Raw genomic sequence first — 14,542 nt, forward strand, 5'->3', positions numbered from 1 at the left:
TGCCTCATCGCATGAAACGGGCCCCATTCAAGGAAATCTTCGGTTGGGCGATGTTCGACTTCGCCAATCAGGCCTATACCCTGCTGATCATCACGGTGATCTTCGGTGATCTGTTCACTCGGGTAATCGTTGGGGATACCCACGGGGATTACCGGCTGGGCAACCTGCTGTGGAGCATCGCCCTGGCGGTCAGCTATCTGCTGGTGGTGCTGTCCGGGCCGGTGGCGGGGGCCATCATGGATTTTTCCGCTGCCCGCAAGCGCTTCCTGTTCGCCGGCTACGTACTCACCGTGGTCTCCACCTCTCTGCTGTATTTCGTTGCGCCCGGTTACATCTGGCTGGGCATGGCCCTGATCGTGGTGTCCAACTTTGCCTACGCCATCGGCGAGTCCTTCATCGCCAGTTTTCTGCCGGAGCTGGGGCCGCGGGAGGAACTGGGCTGGATTTCGGGGTTCGGCTGGGCGTTGGGGTATGTGGGCGGGCTGGTGGCCACCGCCTTTGCCCTGGTGGTCCTGGGCGAGGTGAGCGAGGAAAACTTCGAGCGTATCCGCTGGGTGGGGCCGTTTGCCGCCGTGTTCTTCCTGGTGGCGGCCATTCCCACCTTCCTGTGGATCCGGGAACGGGGACGGGCCCGGCGTCTGCCGGGGTTGCGTCAGTACGTGGGGATCGGCTTGCGGCGGGTGAGGGCGACGCTCAGGGACCTGAGCCATTACCGCGATCTCACCATCCTGATGATCTCGGTATTCTTCGCCATGGCCGGGATCTACATCATCATCTCCTTCACCTTCATCTACGGGGCCCAGGTGATCCAGTGGGATGAAACGGTCCGGGTGTGGATGTTCATCACTGTCCAGCTCACGGCAGCGGTTGGGGCGCTGGCCTTCGGCTTTCTGCAGGACCGGGTCGGGGCTCGGCGCACCTATGTGGCCACCCTGGCCCTGTGGGTCGTCGCCGTTACCCTGATCTTCGCCACGCCCTGGCTGGGGCGTTTCCTGGACTTTGAAGCCCAGCATGTCTTCCTGGTGGTGGGCAGCGTGGCAGGTTTGTGTCTGGGATCCACCCAGTCGGCGGGGCGCGCCCTGGTGGGCGTGCTGTCCCCCCGGCTCCGGGCAGCGGAGTTTTTCGGTTTCTGGGGGCTGTCCAGCAAGCTGGCGGCCATTGTCGGCCTGCTGGGGTTGGGGTTCCTGCAGGTCCTGTTCGGGCTTCACCTGTCCATTCTGTTCTGCGCCCTGCTGTTCGGGCTTGCGCTGGTAGTGGCCCTGAGATTGGATGAAAAACGGGGTCGGCAGGTGGCCGAGGCCCGGGAGTTTCGCCGCAGATAGCATCAGGAACTTCTCTCCCCGCGACATCCTGTTATCATTTCCCTCCCCGAAAATGGCCGCTTCTCATATTCCGGAATCCCAGCCCATGCCTGTCACCGTCGTCTATCCCGGGACATTCGATCCCATTACCAACGGCCACGCGGATATCGTGCGCCGTGCCTGCCGGATGTTCGACAGGGTGTTGGTGGCGGTGGCGGCCAATCCCAGCAAGCGCCCCGTGTTTACCCTGGATGAGCGGGTGGCGCTGGCGCGTACCGTGCTGGCGGACATGGGCGACAAGGTGGAGGTGAAGGGCTTCAGCGGCCTGCTGGCGGAGTTTGCCGCCACCAACGATTCCCGAGTGCTGCTGCGGGGGCTGCGTGCCGTTTCTGACTTCGAGCACGAATTCCAGCTGGCCAGCATGAATCGTCACCTGTCCCCGGATCTGGAAACCGTATTTCTGACGCCGGCGGAGGAATATGCCTTCATATCCTCAAGTCTGGTGCGGGAAGTTGCCATGCTGGGTGGTGATGTCTCACACTTCGTTGCCGATAGCGTCAAGGCTGCGCTGATTGATCGCTTGCGCTAAACTGTGCGGTCAAGCGCTGAACGCCATATATAACTACATGTGATTGAGTTTGAAGAGGAAAGTGCACTATGGCCCTGATGATTACCGATGAATGCATCAACTGCGACGTGTGCGAGCCGGAGTGCCCCAACGGCGCGATTTCCCCGGGGGATGAGATCTATGTGATCGACCCGGCGCTGTGCACCGAGTGCGTGGGCCACTTTGATGCACCTCAGTGCGTGGAAGTCTGCCCGGTGGACTGCATTCCCAAGGATCCGGAAAACGAAGAGACTCAGGACGAACTTATGGCCAAGTTCGAGCGCATCACCGGCGCGGCCTGATCCGGGTCCGGATCAAGGGATGTTCGGCAAGGGGGCCTGCAGGGTCCCCTTGCCGTTTTCAGGGCCTGCGAATCTCCCCGGGTCGAGGGCAGGCCCGCTCAGCGCCTCTGACACGCCGGGCAATAAAATGTCGACCGCTGTCCCACCAGCACCTGCCGCACGGTCGCGCCGCAGCACAGGCAGGGCAGGCCCGCCCGGCCATACACCCGCAGCTGCCGGCTGAAATACCCATGGCTACCGTCCTCATGCACGAAATCCCTTAATGTGGTGCCGCCCTGTTCGATGGCGGCCGTCAGCACCGTGCGGATGGCTTCCACCAGCCTGAAGGCCTCGGTCCGGGTGAGGCGCCCTGACGCCCGCCGGGGGCGGATGCCTGCCAGGAACAGGGATTCGGAGGCATAGATGTTCCCTACGCCCACGACTACGTGACTGTCCATGATCAGGCCCTTGACGGCGGTTCGGCGCCGCCGAGTCTGCCGGTAGAGGTAGTCACCGTCAAATTGCTCGCCCAGGGGTTCCGGACCCAACCGGGATAGCAGGGGGTGGAGGCCCTTCCGGGGATCAAAGCAGAGCACGGCGCCGAAACGGCGAGGGTCATGGAGACGCAGGGCCTTGCCCGAGTCCAGCACCAGATCCACGTGGTCGTGGGGACGGGGTGTCCGGTCGGCTTCGACAATACGCAGGCTGCCGGACATGCCCAGATGCATGAGGATGGTGATATCGCCGCAGTCCAGCAAAAGGTACTTGCCACGTCGGGCAACGCCGATGATCCGTCGGTCACGGACCTGTTGCGACAGCGTCTCGGGTACCGGCCAGCGCAGGCGGGGCTGGCGGACCACGACCGCGGAAATCCGGCGGCCCGTGAGATGGGGCGCGATCCCCAGCCGGGTGGTTTCCACCTCCGGCAGTTCAGGCATACAGGCCTTCGATCTCCACCAGCAGGTCGTCCCTGCAAATGTCTCCGCGCAGATAAACGGCCGGCGCCTGGACGCCCAGGGAGGCCTCCAGGCGGGCCTTGACGGCGGCAACGTCGTCCCCATGACGGACGTAGACCTTGAGCATGGACAGGCCACCCGGGTCCTTGACCCGGCTGCTGATGTCCTCTCCGGCGGAGCGGATCAGGGCGCGCAGGTTTTCGATGATCTCGTCCAGCTGGGTGAGGACATCCGTATGCAGGGTCTCATGGCCCACGATGCTGGCAGTGCCGGAGATGTACAGGTGAGACTGCCCCGGCCAGGGCTTGAGGGTGGCTCGGGAAAAGGAGGGACTCTTGGGTCCGTAGCGGCGTGGGTAGTGGAAGGCGCTCACCTGACGGGGGTTTTCGATCTGCGCACCGGGCTCGCGACCGGCGAGGAAGTAGACCAGTAGGCCCGGCGCCGTGGTGCCGATGGCCGTGGCTGCGGGCAGTTCCCCTTCCGTCAGCGGCACCCGTTCCAGGGCACGGTGACGCCCCAGGCAGAAGGCCTGATAGCGGTCCAGCCCATCCGCTTCCTGATGCAGGTTCGGGAAGTAGTTCCAGATCCGCAGCAGATGGGGAAAACCCCGGCTGCGATGAAAGGCCAGCAGCCGGTCATAGGCATGCTCGGCGGCCTGGTTCATGTCATGGTCGAAATCCGCCTCGTTCAGCAGTATCCATCCGAACAGGACCTTGCCGGTCCGGCTGTAGCCCACGCCGTCCTCGAAACCGGCGGCGACCGGTTCGTCCGCCAGCCATAGTTCCGGCGGCGTGGGGTCGGCCATTGGGGGCAGGGCTACAGTCAGCTCCATGGGGCGCGCGGGATCAACGCGGTTCTCCCGGCCGAAGCGTATCAATGCAAGACGGCAGGGGTCTTGCGCGGGAATCTCCGCTTCCTGCTGGAAGCGAATCGTCAGAGGTGTGGAATGGGGGTTTTGCGCCATGGAGCTATGTTACCGGATCATCCGGCTTCGTCGTATCATGAAATCCATGAAAAGGTCCGGCAGATACCGGAGGCACCTGGGTCGAATTCGTGTTGTGAGATGCCGACGGGTGCGCGTGCATGAGACCGCGGGCAGTTTGCCCTGCAGGGCCTGCGGGCACTTTACCATTTTCGGCCCCGGGATGTGTTCCTGAGTGTACCGTTGCAGTTGCAACGGCCGCGATTCTGCTAAAAGACAGATGGCCCTGCTCCCGTCAGAGGAGGAGGCGAATCAACCGAGGAGGAGAACAACGTCATGTCCAGTCTGCGTCAGTTACGTCAGGGTATGAGTGAGGCCTGGGACAGCCTGCTGGATGGCTGGCAGCGGCTGTACGGCCGTGCCGCCGGAGCCATTACCCACTTCAGTGCCGGGGAGCGGGGTGGCCGGGGAGAGGTTGCGGATGATCGGGACGAGCATGAACTCCTGGCCCGCAGTGTGGGTTGGGGGGTCATGGCCGCCGAGGTGTTCGACGATGACGACAAGGTGGTGGTGCGCCTGGAGGCCCCCGGCATGGACAAGGCCGCCTTTGACATACAGGTGATCGACGATCACCTGGTGATCCGCGGGGAGAAGAGCGTACAGAAGGAACACACCCAGGGGCGTTATCATATTGCCGAGTGTGCCTACGGCCGCTTTGAGCGGGCGATTCCGCTGCCGGGGCCGGTGGAAACGGAGCAGGCCAAGGCTTCCTACGAACACGGGGTGCTGCGTATCGAGCTGCCTCGCCTGATCGCCCGGGTGGGGCGTCGGATCCCGGTGGTTGTGGGGTAGGCCGCCTTGGAGCAGATCCAGGCCCCCATGGGGGAAGTGATCGAGCTGCGGCAGGTGCTGCATGAGTCCGGAGTGCCCCTGCTGCGGGTGCTGATCCGTGACGGCGAGCGTTATACCCACCTGGATCTGGATCCGGCCACGGCGGATCGCTGGGGTGATCTGATGCAGGTCTGGGCCCGAGCTGCGGCGGAGCGTCCGGGCGACGGTCAGGAGGGGTAGGGAAAATGCACGAGGCCCGTGATGCGGGCCTCGTGCACAGGACCTCGCTGGAGCGAGGTCATCAGCCAGGTCGTGCCGGGTACTACTTGATCTTGGCTTCCTTGTACATCACATGCTGGCGCACGACGGGATCAAACTTCTTGATCTCCATCTTGTCGGGCATGTTGCGCTTGTTCTTGGTGGTGGTGTAGAAGTGGCCGGTTCCGGCGCTGGACACCAGGCGGATCTTTTCGCGAACACCTTTTGCCATGGTTGCGTCTCCTTAGACCTTTTCGCCGCGGGCGCGCAGCTCGGCGAGGACCGTATCGATCCCCTTCTTGTCAATGATGCGCATGCCCTTGCTGCTGGTCCGGAGCTTGACGAAACGATTTTCGCTCTCCACCCAGAAACGGTGCTCATGCAGATTGGGAAGGAAGCGACGCTTGGTCTTGTTGTGGGCGTGGGATACGTTGAACCCAGACACTGGACGCTTACCCGTGATTTGACAGACTCGGGCCATTGGATATTCTCCGGAAAAACCAGGCTGATTTGAATAAAGCCGGGAACGATAGCAGAAGGGGGGGGAAGTCTCAAGCCTGAAGGGTGGTCCTTCCCTGCGTCTCTGCATGCCTTTATAGTCGCTTCCCATGGATATCGTCTACATTCGCGACCTCAGGGTCAAAACCACGGTCGGCATCTTCGACTGGGAACAGAGCATTCAGCAGACCGTGCGTCTGGATCTGGAACTGGGCTGTGACATCCGCAGGGGTGCGCAGAGTGACCGCATCGAGGACGTGCTGAACTACAAGGCGGTGGCCAAGCGGGTGATCGAACTGGTGGAAAACAATCGGCGGCAGCTGGTGGAGGCCATGGCCGAGGACGTCGCCCGGATGATCATGCAGGAGTTTTCCGTGCCCTGGCTCCGGCTCACCCTGGGTAAGCCCGGGGCGGTGAGGGGGGCCTCGGAAGTGGGGGTCACCATTGAGCGGGGTGAGCGGAACTGAATGATGCGTCGGGCCTACATCAGTATCGGTACCAATGTGGACCGGGTTCGTCATGTGCGGGCCGGAGTGGAGGCACTCAGGGCCGCCTTCGGCCCGGTGCAGATCTCTCCGGTGTATGAAACGGGGTCGGTGGGATTCGAGGGGCGTACCTTCTATAACCTGGTGTCGGCGGTGGATACCGCGTTGCCGCCGGAGTCGCTGGTGGCCTGCTTCAAGGCCATTGAGGATCGGCATGGTCGGCAGCGGGGGGGCGACCCCTATTCGGACCGCACCCTGGACCTGGACCTTTTGCTGCTGGGGGACTGCGTTCTGGAATCCGGGCGATTGCATCTGCCCCGGCGGGAGATCACTCGCCATGCCTTTGTGCTCAGACCGCTGGCGGACATAGCCCCTGATCTGGAACATCCGATACTGAAACAAACCATGAGGGCGCTGTGGGCCGGTTTTGATGACCCCGCTCAGTGGCTGCGCCCGGTGGATTTTCCCTGGTAGCTTGAAGTGGCGCGCCGGCCTACTGGGCCGTGGTACGCCCGCCATCCACCGCGATCACCTGCCCGGTGATGTAATCTGCGTCACGGATCAGGAACAGGGCCGTGCGGGCGATGTCGTCCGGACCCCCTTCCCGCTTGAGGGCGGTGCGCTGGATCATCTCCTTATGGCTGGCTGCATTTTCCTCCGCTTCGGGCCATAGGATCGCCCCCGGGGCAATGCCGTTCACCCGTACCCGGGGACCCAGCTCCCGCGCCAGGGACTGGGTGAGCAGCCAGAGTCCGGCCTTGGCCGCGCAGTACACCGGGTAGTCCTTCAGGGGGCGCAGGGCATGGATGTCGACAATGTTGATGATGCAGCCTTCACGCGCTGTCAGGGCCGGGGCCAGGGCCTGGGAGAGGAACAGTGGGGCCTTGAGATTGGTGCCCATGAGATCGTCCCAGTGGGCCTCGGTGATCCGACCCAGCGGGGTGGGGTAAAAGGTGGAGGCATTGTTGATCAGGACGTCCAGGCCGCCGAAGGCTGCCGCCGCTTCCCGGGCCAGTCGCTCGGTAGCGCCTGGTTCCAGCAGTTCCCCGCCGACCAGAGTGACGGAGTTTGCGCGCCGTTGCTCCAATGCATCCTGCAAGGCGCGGGCGTCGTCGCTGGAACGACGGTAATGGATGACCAGATTCATGCCCTGGGCATGAAGGCGTCGCGCGATGGCGGCGCCGATGCGCCGGGCGCCGCCGGTGATGAACACGGTCTTGCCTTGAAGTGAGGGGGTGTCCGGTTGTGCCACTCTGCTTCCTTTTGCCTGTTTAACGATTTGACGCGGCCGGGGGGTGCTGATCCGGTGGGGAATCCTGCCTCGGCGTCCGTGCTGTCCCTCTCGTGATCAGGTTAAGTTACCCTAACCCCCCTGCCGGACTTAATCAAAATTTCGACCATGCCGCTGAACAAGGATTCCCGACTGCCTTCACCCGTCCCCGAGGCCCTGGTCCTGAGTGATCGTCTGTTGCAGATGATGCAGGACGAGAGTAGCGCAACCGGGGGCTGGCTGTCGTTTCATCGCTACATGGAACTGGCCCTCTACGCTCCCCGTCTTGGCTATTACGCAGCGGGCAGCCACAAGCTGGGCGCGGCCGGGGACTTTGTCACCGCGCCGGAGATATCCCCCTTGTTCGGCCACTGCATGGCCCGTCAGTGCGCCCAGGTGCTGGATGCCCTCGGGAGCGGCGAGGTCCTGGAGTTCGGGGCTGGTACCGGCCGGCTGGCGGCCCATGTGTTGGAGACCCTGGCCGGGATGGACGCACTCCCGGACCGTTACCTGATTCTGGAGACGAGCCCGGATCTGCGGGAACGGCAGCAGGCCGCGTTGTCCCTGTTGCCGCAGGCATTGTCGAGCCGGGTGCACTGGCTGGACGGTCTGCCCGAGCCCGGCAGCTTCCGGGGGGTGATGCTGGCCAACGAGGTGCTTGACGCCATGCCGGTGGAGCTGTTTGTCTGGGGCCGGGACGGGGTGATGCGCCGGGGGGTGCAGGTGTCGTCCGCAGCGTTGGCCTGGGCGGACCGGCCCGCCGATGCATGGTTGGTCCGGCAGGTGAGGGCGCTGCATCAGGCGGCCGGCGCGAACTGGGGGGAAGGCTACGTGTCGGAACTCAATCCGGGGCTGGCCCCCTGGCTGGCGGCGGTGTCCGAGGCCATGGCGGCCGGGGTGTTGTTGCTGGTGGACTATGGCTATCCCCGCCGGGAGTACTACAGTGCCGAACGTTGCCGGGGCACCCTGATCGCCCATTACCGCCATCGCATGCTGGAGCATCCCCTGCTGTGGCCGGGACTGATGGACATCACCGCCAACGTGGACTTTTCGGCGGTGGCCGAGGCCGGTGCGGCGGCGGGCCTGTCATTGCTGGGCTATACCAGCCAGGCTTGGTTCCTGTTCGGCACGGATCTGGAAGCGGCCTTTCAGGCCCGTTGCTCCGAAGATCTCAAATCCCAGCTGGCGCTGGCCTCTCAGGTCCGCACGCTCACCCTGCCGGGGGAGATGGGAGAGCGGTTTCAGGTCATGGCCCTGGGACGGGGCGTAGAAACACCCCTGATGGGGTTTGCCCGGCAGGACCTGAGCCACCGCCTCTGACCCGTTGGTCGATTCAGGAAGCGCCTGCCGCCCTGGTCTCGTGGGCCTGCTTGAGCTCGGTGAGCGCCTCGATGCGCAGTCGACGCAGGGCCTGGGTGATGGCCTGTCCCTTGAGACCCTGTGCCACCAGTTCCCGTGCCTGGATGTCCAGGCAGCGGGCATGGGCCCGGCGCACATAGTCCGCCTGGGGGTAGGGGCGCTCTTCGAATCCGGTTCGGCCCCGGTAATCGGCCTCGCAGGCCAGCAGGACTCCTTCCATGCGCTCGGGCCGACGGTAGGCATCCAGTCCTTCCAGGGTCTTGGCCAGGGTGTCCGGACGCAGCTCGAAGACCCTGTGCATGTGGCCGTGGTAGCGGGCTACCATCCGGGCCGGTTCCCGATAGCGATTGGGGATACGGTAGCGGTCGCAGAGCTGATCGATCAGCACCACACCGCGCTGCTCATGACCATGGTGGCTGGGCAGGATGTCCCGGGGCGTGTTGCCCTTGCCCAGATCATGGGTGAGGGCGGCGAATCGTACCACCGGGTCCGGGGACAGCCGTTCGGCCTGGTCCAGCACCATGAAGGTATGGACGCCGGTATCCACCTCCGGGTGGTGTCGGGGTGGCTGGGGGACGCCATAGAGGCATTCCAGCTCCGGAAACAGCACGGCCAGGGCGCCGCATTCCCGCAGGACCTGGAAGAATCGGGAGGGGCAGGGGCCTGTCAGGGCGCGCTCCGTCTCCTGCCAGACCCGTTCCGGCACCAGGGCATCCACTTCGCCGGCGGCCACCATGCGGCGCATCAGGGTCATGGTCTCGGGCGCTACCGTAAAGCCCATGGGGGCCAGGCGGGCGGCGAAGCGGGCCACCCGCAGGATCCGGACCGGATCTTCGGCAAAGGCACAGGAGACATGGCGCAGCCGTCGTGCCTGCAGATCTGCCTGACCGCCGAAGGGGTCGATGAGCCGGCCCTGGTCATCCCGGGCCATGGCATTGATGGTCAGATCCCGGCGTTCAAGATCCTCTTCCAGGGTGACCTCCGGTGCCGCATGGACCTCGAACCCCCGGTAGCCGGGCGCGGTCTTGCGTTCGGTGCGGGCCAGGGCATGTTCTTCGTGGGTCCGCGGGTGCAGGAAGACGGGGAAATCCCGTCCCACCTGCCGGAAGCCCCCGGCCAGCATCTCCTCCACCGTGGCGCCCACGACCACCCAGTCCCGTTCCTGCACCGGCAGTCCCAGCAGGGCATCCCGGACCGCGCCGCCGACCAGATAGATGTCCATGGTCAGCGCGGCCCGCTGCGCAGACGCTGCAGCCGGGCATGTCGCTCCCGGTCACCGAGATAGCCCGGGACGATGGATTCGATGGCGGTGGGACAACAGCCGCCGGCGCGGCAGACACTGTCCCGGCTCATGGAATGATAGTTGTCCAGGCTGAAGGGCTTGCCGGGGACATATTCCATGATCCGGGCCTGCCACAGGGACAGGCCGTCCGACAGGCCGAGGATCAGACGGCGACGGGCCATGACCTGGGCGGTGTAGCTCACCAGTTCCTTCAGGCTGTAGACGGACGGTCCACACAGCTCGATGCGTTGTCCCCAGGTTCCGCGGTCTTCCAGGGCATCGACGAAGTGCTGGGCCACATCGCCCACGTAGACCGGCGCAAAGCGGGCCTCGGGGCAGGCCAGGGGCAGGACGGGGCTCAGTCGCAGCAGGCCGGCGAAGCGGTTGAAAAAGCTGTCCGTGGGACCGAAGATCACCGAGGGGCGGAAACTGGTGACCCGCACGCTGCCCGCCATGGTATGGACGATGTTTTCCGCCTCGCCCTTGGTGCGCAGGTAGTGGCTGGGGCCGCTGGCCGCATCCGCGTTCAGGGCGCTCATGTGCAGGAGGCGTTTTACCCCGGTCTCTCGAGCACATTCGATCACCTTGCGGGCCAGTTCCACATGGGCATGACGGAACCCGCTGCCGTCCCGGCCCCGTTCGTTCAGGATGCCCACCAGGTTGATGACCCCGTCGCAGTCACTGAAATGCTGTCGCAGGACCTGCGGGTCGTGGCAGTCCGCTTCCACCAGCCGTACCCCCGGCAGTACCAGGAGATGCCGGTGGCGGCTGACATGGCGGGTGATGACCTTGACCTGGCGGCCACCGGCGGCCAGTCGTGCCACGACATGGGTACCCACGAAGCCGGTGCCCCCCAGGACACAGATCGTCCGGATGTTCATTGTTCGAATTGTCCTATGTGACGAATGCATGCAAGCGCCGTCGAGTGCTGTGATCTGGATTGTGCCTGTGCCGGACAAATGCAAGGCCCTGCCGGGGACAACATACCCCTTGCCGATGTCCAACCTGTGAATGCCCGGGACAGGCCCCCGTGCCGATCCTGCAAACAAGCTCCTGTTCCAGGGCCGAATATACTATTGTATGCGCCCTCTGCATCCAAAGGAGTCCCCCAAGTGCCTCTGAGTTCCGTCAATCCCGCCAACGGTTCCGTGCTCCATGTGTTCGAGACCTGGGACCGGCCGCGCATTGACAAGGCCCTGAGTCAGGCCGCCCGCATCGTCCCCGAGTGGCGCGAGATCCCGCTGGATCAGCGCGCCGTGCTGGTGCGTCAGGCCGCCCATGTGCTGCGTCATCGCCGGGATCATTTTGCCGTCATGATGACCCAGGAGATGGGCAAGCTTCTGACCGAGTCCAGGGCCGAGATTGACCGCTGTGCCTTGGTCTGCGACTACTACGCCGATCATGCCGCTGAGTTTCTGGCCGATGAATCCATGGCTGCCGGTGAACTCAATGCCCGGGTGGTGTTCCAGCCGTTGGGCACCATTCTGGGCGTGATGCCCTGGAACTTCCCCTTCTGGCAGGTGTTCCGATTCGCCGCGCCGGCGCTGATGGCAGGCAACACGGTACTGCTCAAGCATGCCTCCAATGTACCCCGCTGTGCCCTGGCCATCGAGGAAGTCTTCCGGGATGCCGGTTTCCCGTCCGGGGCCTTCCAGACCTTGATGATCGCCTCTGACGAGGTCAGGCGCGTGATCGAGGATCGCCGCGTCCATGGGGTCACTCTGACCGGCAGCGAGGCCGCCGGGCGGGCCGTTGCCGCCGTCGCCGGTGGTGTACTCAAGCCCTGTGTCCTGGAACTGGGCGGGTCCGATCCCTTCGTGGTGCTAGAAGATGCCGACCTGGACCTGGCGGTGGCGCAGGCCGTGGTGTCCCGTTATCGCAATGCAGGCCAGAGCTGCATTGCCGCCAAGCGCTTCATCCTGGTGCCCCAGGCGGCGGACGGTTTCCTGTCCCGGCTCAAGGATGCGGTGGCGGCCATTCGCCCGGGAGATCCCATGAAGGAGGAATCCGGTATCGCGCCCATGGCCAGGATGGATCTGCGTGATGAATTGCACCAGCAGGTGAAGGACTCCATCGCCGAAGGGGCCATCCCTGTCATGGGCTGTGAGCCGTTGCCGGGCAAGGGTGCCTGGTATGCCCCTTCCATCCTGGACCGGGTGGTCCCCGGCACTCGGGCCTATGAAGAGGAGATCTTCGGGCCGGTGGCCTGCATCCTGCGGGCCGAAGACGAGGGCGACGCCCTGCGCCTGGCCAACGATACCCGCTTCGGACTGGGGGGCAGCGTGTGGACCCGCGACATCGCCCGGGGCGAGGTCTTTGCCCGTCGCATGGCCTGTGGCAGTGCCTTCGTCAATGCCATGGTGAAGAGTGACCCGCGCCTACCCTTCGGCGGTATCAAGGACTCCGGCTTTGGTCGGGAACTGGCCCGCCCCGGCATCCGCACCTTCATGAATGCCAAGACCCTGGTCATCCGCTAAGCCTTGTCTGAGTCCTCGCCATGGAACTGACCGAACTGGTGGTTGATGCCATCCAGACATATGGCTACTGGGCCCTGGGTCTGTTCCTGATCGTGTTGGCCCCGGAGGCCCTCATGCCCTTTGCCGGCTTCCTGGCCCACGAGGGGATGGTGGGGCTCTGGTGGGCGGTACTGGCGGGGAGTCTGGGCGGGACCCTGGGTTCCACCCTGATCTATCTGATGGTGCGCCGGGTGGGGGAGACCCGGGTGCGCGGCATGCTGCAGCGACGCGGCCGCTGGCTGCTGATGCGGGAATCGGACCTGGACGGGGTGTTGGAGATCTACGGTCGCCACGGCAACTGGATCGTGGCCGGCGGGCGTCTGATTCCCACCGTGCGCAGCCTGGTGTCCATCCCGGCCGGCCTGCTGCCCATGCCCCTGGCCCGTTTCGTGGGCCTGACCTTCCTGGGTACCTTTGCCTGGAATACCGTGCTGGCCCTGACCGGCTATGTCCTGGGTGCCAAGTGGAACCTGTTGGAACCCTACCTGGGTTTCTATGGTTCTCTGGTCGTCGTGCTAGTGTTGGCGGTAGTGGCCATTTTTGTCGCCAGGCGTCTGGGAGAAACCTGGCGTGACGGGTGACGGGTGACGGGTGACGGGTGGAGGTACTGATGAGGGCGGGACTGAATGATCGAGATGCTGGGACGTATTGGAGTCGGGCTCTGTATCCTGCTGGTCATGCTGAGCGGCGCGGCCTGGGCAGTCGAGTCCCCCGATGACACCCCGGCGGCGCCCCGTGTCCATCAGGGGTTGCTGATCTCGGATATTCGCTTTGAAGGTCGGCGTATCACCCGGGAATCCGTGCTGCTGCAGGAAACGGTGCTCAGGGCGGGGGATGTCCTGGATGCCCGCCAACTGGAGCGTGACCGGCAGGCCATCATGAACCTGGGACTGTTCAAGACCGTGACGGCCAGGACGGATGAGGAAGCCGGAGAGATCCGGGTGACCTACGTGCTGGAGGAAAAATACTATCTCTTTCCCCTGCCTCGACTGAGCCGGACCTCCGACGGAGATCTGCGCTTTGGCGGCGAGTTGCGCGTCGACAACCTGCTCGGACTCAACCAGGAGCTGCGCATCCTGGCCGAGTGGGAAGACGCCGGCAGTGACACTACGGAAGAAGAGTCCCGCACCCTGAGCGTGGACTATGACATCCCCCGTCTGCCCTGGACCGCCTGGGGGCTGAACATCTCCTTCAAGGATCAGTACACCCTGGAGTCCGAATCCGACGACGGCGAATACGGCCCACACCGGGAAGATGCCCGCCAGGTGGGTCTCTCCATCAGTCGCTGGCTGGATCGCCGTGGCCCCAGTGCCGGCTGGCGAGCGGGTCTGGGGATCGCCTGGGACGGCCGGCGCTATCGTGCCCTGGAAGAGGGCGCGACCATTCCCCGGGATGGTGAAGACGTGAGCTGGTCGGGCAGTCTGACCTTTTCTGAGGTCAATGACCTGGGCGTGAGGCGGGAGGGTGTTGCCTACGGGGCGCGTTTTTCCTGGGGCAGCGATGTCCTCGGGGCAGGACGATCCCATCAGCGGCTGGATCTGTTCTATCGCGCCTACCGTCCCTGGCGCGATGCCCCCCTGTCCGCCAACCTGAACTATCAGGCCCGCTTTGGTATCGCCAGCGGCACACCCTTCGGCGACGAGGCCTATGCCCTGGGGGGCGGGGGCAATCTGCGCGGATATCCCCGGGATTACCGGGAAGGGGATGTGTTCATGCTGCTGAACATGGAGTACCTCAAGCCGATCATGGGCAATACCGCCGTGCGCGGCGTGGGCTTCATGGACCTGGGGGGGGTCTGGGAGCGGGATGACATCGACCTGGCGGATGTCCATGGCAGTGCAGGTTTGGGGATGCGAATCAACCTGCGCTGGTTCGTGCGGACCCACCTGCGCTTGGACTACGCCTATGCCTTCACCACCGGCGAGACCCGGGTCTATGCGGGCACCAGTCATACCTTCTGAGCGGGCCAGGCGCGG

The 14,542-nt window shown here is 64.4% G+C and carries 18 protein-coding genes; 11 read left to right on the top strand and 7 right to left on the bottom strand.

The window, feature by feature from the left end:
- Positions 1-11 precede the first annotated feature (11 nt).
- The 3 genes from LQ956_RS09955 to LQ956_RS09965 all read left to right on the top strand — a co-directional run bounded on the left by LQ956_RS09955 (position 12) and on the right by LQ956_RS09965 (position 2,210).
- On the top strand, positions 12-1,322 hold the full coding sequence (locus LQ956_RS09955; RefSeq protein ID WP_238622274.1) for an MFS transporter: 1,311 nt from the start codon (positions 12-14) through the stop codon (positions 1,320-1,322).
- A gap of 85 nt (positions 1,323-1,407) precedes the next feature.
- Positions 1,408-1,890 (top strand): pantetheine-phosphate adenylyltransferase, encoded by a 483-nt coding sequence (gene coaD / locus LQ956_RS09960; RefSeq protein ID WP_238622275.1) that lies wholly within the window; start codon positions 1,408-1,410, stop codon positions 1,888-1,890.
- A gap of 68 nt (positions 1,891-1,958) precedes the next feature.
- Positions 1,959-2,210, top strand: coding sequence for a YfhL family 4Fe-4S dicluster ferredoxin (locus LQ956_RS09965; RefSeq protein ID WP_238622276.1), 252 nt, complete (start codon positions 1,959-1,961; stop codon positions 2,208-2,210).
- Between the two features lie 98 nt (positions 2,211-2,308).
- Here the strand turns inward: LQ956_RS09965 and mutM are convergent, their stop codons facing one another.
- Together mutM and LQ956_RS09975 are read right to left on the bottom strand one after the other, a co-directional pair.
- On the bottom strand, positions 2,309-3,127 hold the full coding sequence (mutM, locus tag LQ956_RS09970) for a bifunctional DNA-formamidopyrimidine glycosylase/DNA-(apurinic or apyrimidinic site) lyase (protein ID WP_238629456.1): 819 nt from the start codon (positions 3,125-3,127) through the stop codon (positions 2,309-2,311).
- A complete protein-coding gene (locus LQ956_RS09975; RefSeq protein ID WP_238622278.1) occupies positions 3,120-4,109 on the bottom strand; it encodes a chorismate transformation FkbO/Hyg5 family protein in 990 nt (329 codons plus the stop codon). Before LQ956_RS09975 ends, mutM begins: the two co-directional genes overlap by 8 nt.
- Before the next feature lie 294 nt (positions 4,110-4,403).
- Here LQ956_RS09975 and LQ956_RS09980 point away from each other — a divergent pair, with 294 nt between their 5' ends.
- A complete protein-coding gene (locus tag LQ956_RS09980) occupies positions 4,404-4,919 on the top strand; it encodes an Hsp20/alpha crystallin family protein (RefSeq protein WP_238622279.1) in 516 nt (171 codons plus the stop codon).
- 6 nt (positions 4,920-4,925) lie between these two features.
- On the top strand, positions 4,926-5,138 hold the full coding sequence (locus tag LQ956_RS09985) for a DUF6967 family protein (RefSeq protein ID WP_238622280.1): 213 nt from the start codon (positions 4,926-4,928) through the stop codon (positions 5,136-5,138).
- A gap of 82 nt (positions 5,139-5,220) precedes the next feature.
- Here the strand turns inward: LQ956_RS09985 and rpmG are convergent, their stop codons facing one another.
- Both rpmG and rpmB read right to left on the bottom strand, forming a co-directional pair.
- On the bottom strand, positions 5,221-5,388 hold the full coding sequence (gene rpmG, locus LQ956_RS09990; RefSeq protein ID WP_008931018.1) for a 50S ribosomal protein L33: 168 nt from the start codon (positions 5,386-5,388) through the stop codon (positions 5,221-5,223).
- Positions 5,389-5,400: 12 nt separating this feature from the next.
- Positions 5,401-5,637 (bottom strand): 50S ribosomal protein L28, encoded by a 237-nt coding sequence (gene rpmB / locus LQ956_RS09995; protein ID WP_090207946.1) that lies wholly within the window; start codon positions 5,635-5,637, stop codon positions 5,401-5,403.
- Positions 5,638-5,764: 127 nt separating this feature from the next.
- On the opposite strand from rpmB, the gene folB reads away from it, so the two are divergent.
- The gene (gene folB, locus LQ956_RS10000; RefSeq protein ID WP_238622281.1) at positions 5,765-6,121 is read left to right on the top strand and encodes a dihydroneopterin aldolase; all 357 of its coding nucleotides are present in this window, start codon (positions 5,765-5,767) and stop codon (positions 6,119-6,121) included.
- Positions 6,122-6,613: a 2-amino-4-hydroxy-6-hydroxymethyldihydropteridine diphosphokinase gene (gene folK / locus LQ956_RS10005; protein ID WP_238622282.1), complete on the top strand. Its 492-nt coding sequence runs from the start codon at positions 6,122-6,124 to the stop codon at positions 6,611-6,613.
- Positions 6,614-6,632: 19 nt separating this feature from the next.
- On the opposite strand, the gene LQ956_RS10010 is transcribed toward folK, so the two are convergent.
- A complete protein-coding gene (locus LQ956_RS10010; protein ID WP_238622283.1) occupies positions 6,633-7,391 on the bottom strand; it encodes a pteridine reductase in 759 nt (252 codons plus the stop codon).
- Positions 7,392-7,538: 147 nt separating this feature from the next.
- On the opposite strand from LQ956_RS10010, the gene LQ956_RS10015 reads away from it, so the two are divergent.
- Positions 7,539-8,729: a class I SAM-dependent methyltransferase gene (locus LQ956_RS10015; RefSeq protein ID WP_238629457.1), complete on the top strand. Its 1,191-nt coding sequence runs from the start codon at positions 7,539-7,541 to the stop codon at positions 8,727-8,729.
- A gap of 13 nt (positions 8,730-8,742) precedes the next feature.
- Here LQ956_RS10015 and LQ956_RS10020 read toward each other — a convergent pair whose 3' ends face one another.
- Both LQ956_RS10020 and LQ956_RS10025 read right to left on the bottom strand, forming a co-directional pair.
- On the bottom strand, positions 8,743-9,990 hold the full coding sequence (locus LQ956_RS10020) for a multifunctional CCA addition/repair protein (RefSeq protein WP_238622285.1): 1,248 nt from the start codon (positions 9,988-9,990) through the stop codon (positions 8,743-8,745).
- A gap of 2 nt (positions 9,991-9,992) precedes the next feature.
- Entirely contained in the window at positions 9,993-10,931 is a 939-nt protein-coding gene (locus LQ956_RS10025; protein WP_238622286.1) for a complex I NDUFA9 subunit family protein, read from the bottom strand.
- A gap of 231 nt (positions 10,932-11,162) precedes the next feature.
- Here LQ956_RS10025 and LQ956_RS10030 point away from each other — a divergent pair, with 231 nt between their 5' ends.
- Genes LQ956_RS10030 through LQ956_RS10040 form a run of 3 tightly spaced genes read left to right on the top strand, consistent with a single transcriptional unit; the run spans position 11,163 to position 14,527 of the window.
- Positions 11,163-12,527 (top strand): NAD-dependent succinate-semialdehyde dehydrogenase, encoded by a 1,365-nt coding sequence (locus tag LQ956_RS10030; protein ID WP_238622287.1) that lies wholly within the window; start codon positions 11,163-11,165, stop codon positions 12,525-12,527.
- 20 nt (positions 12,528-12,547) lie between these two features.
- Positions 12,548-13,147, top strand: coding sequence for a DedA family protein (locus tag LQ956_RS10035; protein ID WP_238622288.1), 600 nt, complete (start codon positions 12,548-12,550; stop codon positions 13,145-13,147).
- A gap of 45 nt (positions 13,148-13,192) precedes the next feature.
- Positions 13,193-14,527 carry a BamA/TamA family outer membrane protein gene (locus LQ956_RS10040; protein WP_238629458.1) on the top strand — a complete coding sequence of 445 codons (1,335 nt, stop codon included), beginning with the start codon at positions 13,193-13,195 and terminating at the stop codon, positions 14,525-14,527.
- The last annotated feature ends 15 nt before the right edge of the window (positions 14,528-14,542 follow it).

The organism is Ectothiorhodospira lacustris, assembly GCF_022227845.1.
Classification (GTDB): domain Bacteria; phylum Pseudomonadota; class Gammaproteobacteria; order Ectothiorhodospirales; family Ectothiorhodospiraceae; genus Ectothiorhodospira; species Ectothiorhodospira lacustris.